Below are 2,703 nucleotides of genomic sequence, written 5' to 3' on the forward strand. Positions count from 1 at the left end.
TGAGCAGTTGATGGAGCGGCTGACACGCTACCTTACAGGGTGGCGCGGCTACTTCGGCTTCTGTGAGACGCCCAGCATGGAGCGCGACAATTACAGTGTCCGGTCGTTGACAACTATCCTGGCCGGTGGTGAGGAGTCGAAGGCGGCGTAGCCGCCGGAGACGACGAGCCACCGGCGCTGCCGGATCGGCGGGCCTAGGATGGCTGACTGAAGCTAAAAAGAAGCGGTCAGCCCATGTCTGAAACCCGCATTACCGACCAACAGGTCCGGCTCTATATGAACAAGCGCAAACACAACACCCAGGAAGTCGCCGCTGCCAAGGTAGGCATAAGCTCGCGCACGGCTCGACGCATTGAGCGCGCGACCAGGTTGCCTTCGCAGAAGGCCGAGCGTGACTGGCGTACCCGTACAGACCCGTTCGCCGACGTTTGGGAAGGCGAAGTGGTCCCGTTGCTGCGCAGTGCACCGCGGCTGATCCCGGTCACGATCCTGCGCAAGCTGCAGGAAGATCACCCGGGCCGGTTTCCGGATAGCATGCGACGCACGCTTGAGCGGCACATCAGCCAATGGCGTGCGCTCGAAGGTCCGGGCAAGGAAATCTTCTTTCCGCAGGAGTATCTGCCGGGGATACGAGGCCTGTCGGACTTCACTCACATGGAGAAACTGTGCGTGACGCTCGGCGGCGTCCCGTTCGACCACCTGTTGTACCACTTCGTACTGGCGTTCTCGCGCTGGGAGTACGCCTGTGTGGTTGATGGTGGAGAGAGTTTCGAAGCGCTCGCGGCCGGGTTACAGAATGCGCTGTGGCAGGCTGGCGGCTGCCCACGCGAACACCGCTCGGACAGCCTGTCGGCAGCCTTCAGGAATCTGCAGGAGCAGGAGGACTTCACAACCCGGTATGCATCACTGCTCGAACATTACGGCATGGAGGGCACGCGCAATAATCGGGGTCTTGGTCACGAGAACGGAAGTGTGGAATCCTCACATCGCTACCTGAAGGACGCCGTCGATCAAGCCCTGGAACTGCGAGGTCATCGTGACTTCGCTGACCGCGCCGCCTATGACGAGTTCGTACGCGGGGTAGTCATGCGCCGGAACCGGCGCAATGCGGCAGCGTTTCGCGTCGAGCGCGAACACCTGCAGGATCTGCCTGAGCTCCGTACCACGGACTTCGTCGAGGAAGAGGCGCGCGTGACCCGCTGCAGTACCTTCACCGTGCGTAACATTCTTTATAGCGCCCCGTCTCGCCTGATTGGTCATCTGCTGAAGGTGCGTCTGTACATCGACCGGCTTGATTGCTATCTGTCCGGCGCGCTGGTGCACAGCACGCCACGGGGATCGCTGGCGCCCGGGCGCAGCCGGGGCCATGCCATCGACTACCGTCACTTTATCGATTCGCTCAAACGCAAGCCTCAGGCCTTTAAAGGGCTGGCGTTTCGCGACAACCTGTTTCCGCGGGAGGCTTACCGCCGGACCTGGGAGCAACTGGACACGAAGCTGTCGCAACGCAGCGCCTGCAAGACCATGGTGGGCCTGCTTGAGCTGGCCGGTAACCACGGCGTCGAAGCGCAACTGGCCGAGCGGCTTGAAGCATTGCTCGAACTCGGTGAGCTGCCCAATCTGAAGACGTTGTTCGACGAATTCGCCCCGCGTCTGCGCGAGTGTCCTGTGGTCGTGGTCGAGATGCCATCCGCAGAGGTCTATGACGCATTGCTCGATGAGGAGGTGCCGGTATGAACGCCCCTGCTTGCGATGCCGGCCGCATGGCGCTGATGCTCAACGAGTTGCGGCTGCCGACGATCGGCCGGTTGTGGCCGGACTTCGCCGAACGCTCGGACAAGGAGGGCTGGCAGGCGTCCCGACTGCTTGGCGCGCTGTTTGAGCATGAACTTGCCGAGCGGGCCCAACGACGGATCGAGCGTCATCGTATCGAATCGCATATGGACCCGACCAAGACGCTCGCCACCTTCGACTTCGGCGTTGTTCCGATGGTCTCGAAGGCGCATGTAATGGCGCTGACCACCGGCGATTCGTGGCTCGAAAAAGGCGCCACGATCCTCCTGTTTGGGCCACCCGGTGGCGGGAAAAGTCATTTGGGTTCGGCCATTGGCCATGCGCTGATCGACGCCGGCTATCGCGTACTGTTCATGCGGACCAGTGAGATCGTGCAGAAGCTTCAGGTCGCCCGTCAGAGCCTCCAACTGCCTTCGGCGCTCGCCAAACTCGACCGGTTCGACCTGATCATCCTGGACGATCTGTCGTATGTGAGAAAAGACCAGGCCGAAACCAGCGTGCTGTTCGAGCTGATCGCTGAGAGGTATGAGCGCAAAAGTCTTCTCATCACGGCCAATCAGCCGTTCTCGGGCTGGAATGACGTGTTTCCTGACCCCGGCATGACGGTGGCCGCTATCGACCGGCTCGTCCATCACTCGACGATCTTCGAGCTGAATGTCGAAAGCTATCGGCGGCGCAAAGCCAGCGACAAACAGAAGGAACGCCGGCGTCAATTACCCAACGACAATTACGACGGAGCGACGACAACTATGAACCCGTGATCACGACAATTACCCCCGTCGACCGGACAACATAGTTGTCGACGACCGGACAAGACAGTTGACGCTATCCACCCAGCACATTACAACGGCTGGATGAGTGGGTACGACGCCGTGTTCGCTTCGTCTTCTGGAAACAGTGGAAGAACAG

The 2,703-nt window shown here is 60.8% G+C and carries 3 protein-coding genes and 1 pseudogene; all 4 read left to right on the forward strand.

Features of this window, described 5'->3' with window-relative positions; translation table 11 throughout:
• The first annotated feature begins 10 nt into the window (after window positions 1-10).
• Complete coding sequence (locus AC3WLT_RS37070; protein ID WP_492596511.1) at window positions 11-151, forward strand: hypothetical protein; 141 nt, start codon at window positions 11-13, stop codon at window positions 149-151.
• 83 nt (window positions 152-234) lie between these two features.
• Complete coding sequence (gene istA, locus AC3WLT_RS37075) at window positions 235-1,737, forward strand: IS21 family transposase (RefSeq protein WP_492596509.1); 1,503 nt, start codon at window positions 235-237, stop codon at window positions 1,735-1,737.
• Complete coding sequence (gene istB / locus AC3WLT_RS37080) at window positions 1,734-2,555, forward strand: IS21-like element helper ATPase IstB (protein WP_492596510.1); 822 nt, start codon at window positions 1,734-1,736, stop codon at window positions 2,553-2,555. Before istA ends, istB begins: the two co-directional genes overlap by 4 nt.
• An 80-nt stretch (window positions 2,556-2,635) precedes the next feature.
• Window positions 2,636-2,703: pseudogene (locus AC3WLT_RS37085) on the forward strand (maturase); the annotation flags it as partial.

Source organism: Paraburkholderia sp. FW306-2-2C-D06C (assembly GCF_058781505.1).

What these genes read in the sequence shown, in the direction of transcription:
- istB (WP_492596510.1), top strand. Translation starts at nt 1,734, where the DNA reads ATGAACGCCCCTGCTTGCGATGCCGGCCGCATGGCGCTGATGCTCAAC.
- AC3WLT_RS37070 (WP_492596511.1), top strand. Translation starts at nt 11, where the DNA reads ATGGAGCGGCTGACACGCTACCTTACAGGGTGGCGCGGCTACTTCGGC.
- istA (WP_492596509.1), top strand. Translation starts at nt 235, where the DNA reads ATGTCTGAAACCCGCATTACCGACCAACAGGTCCGGCTCTATATGAAC.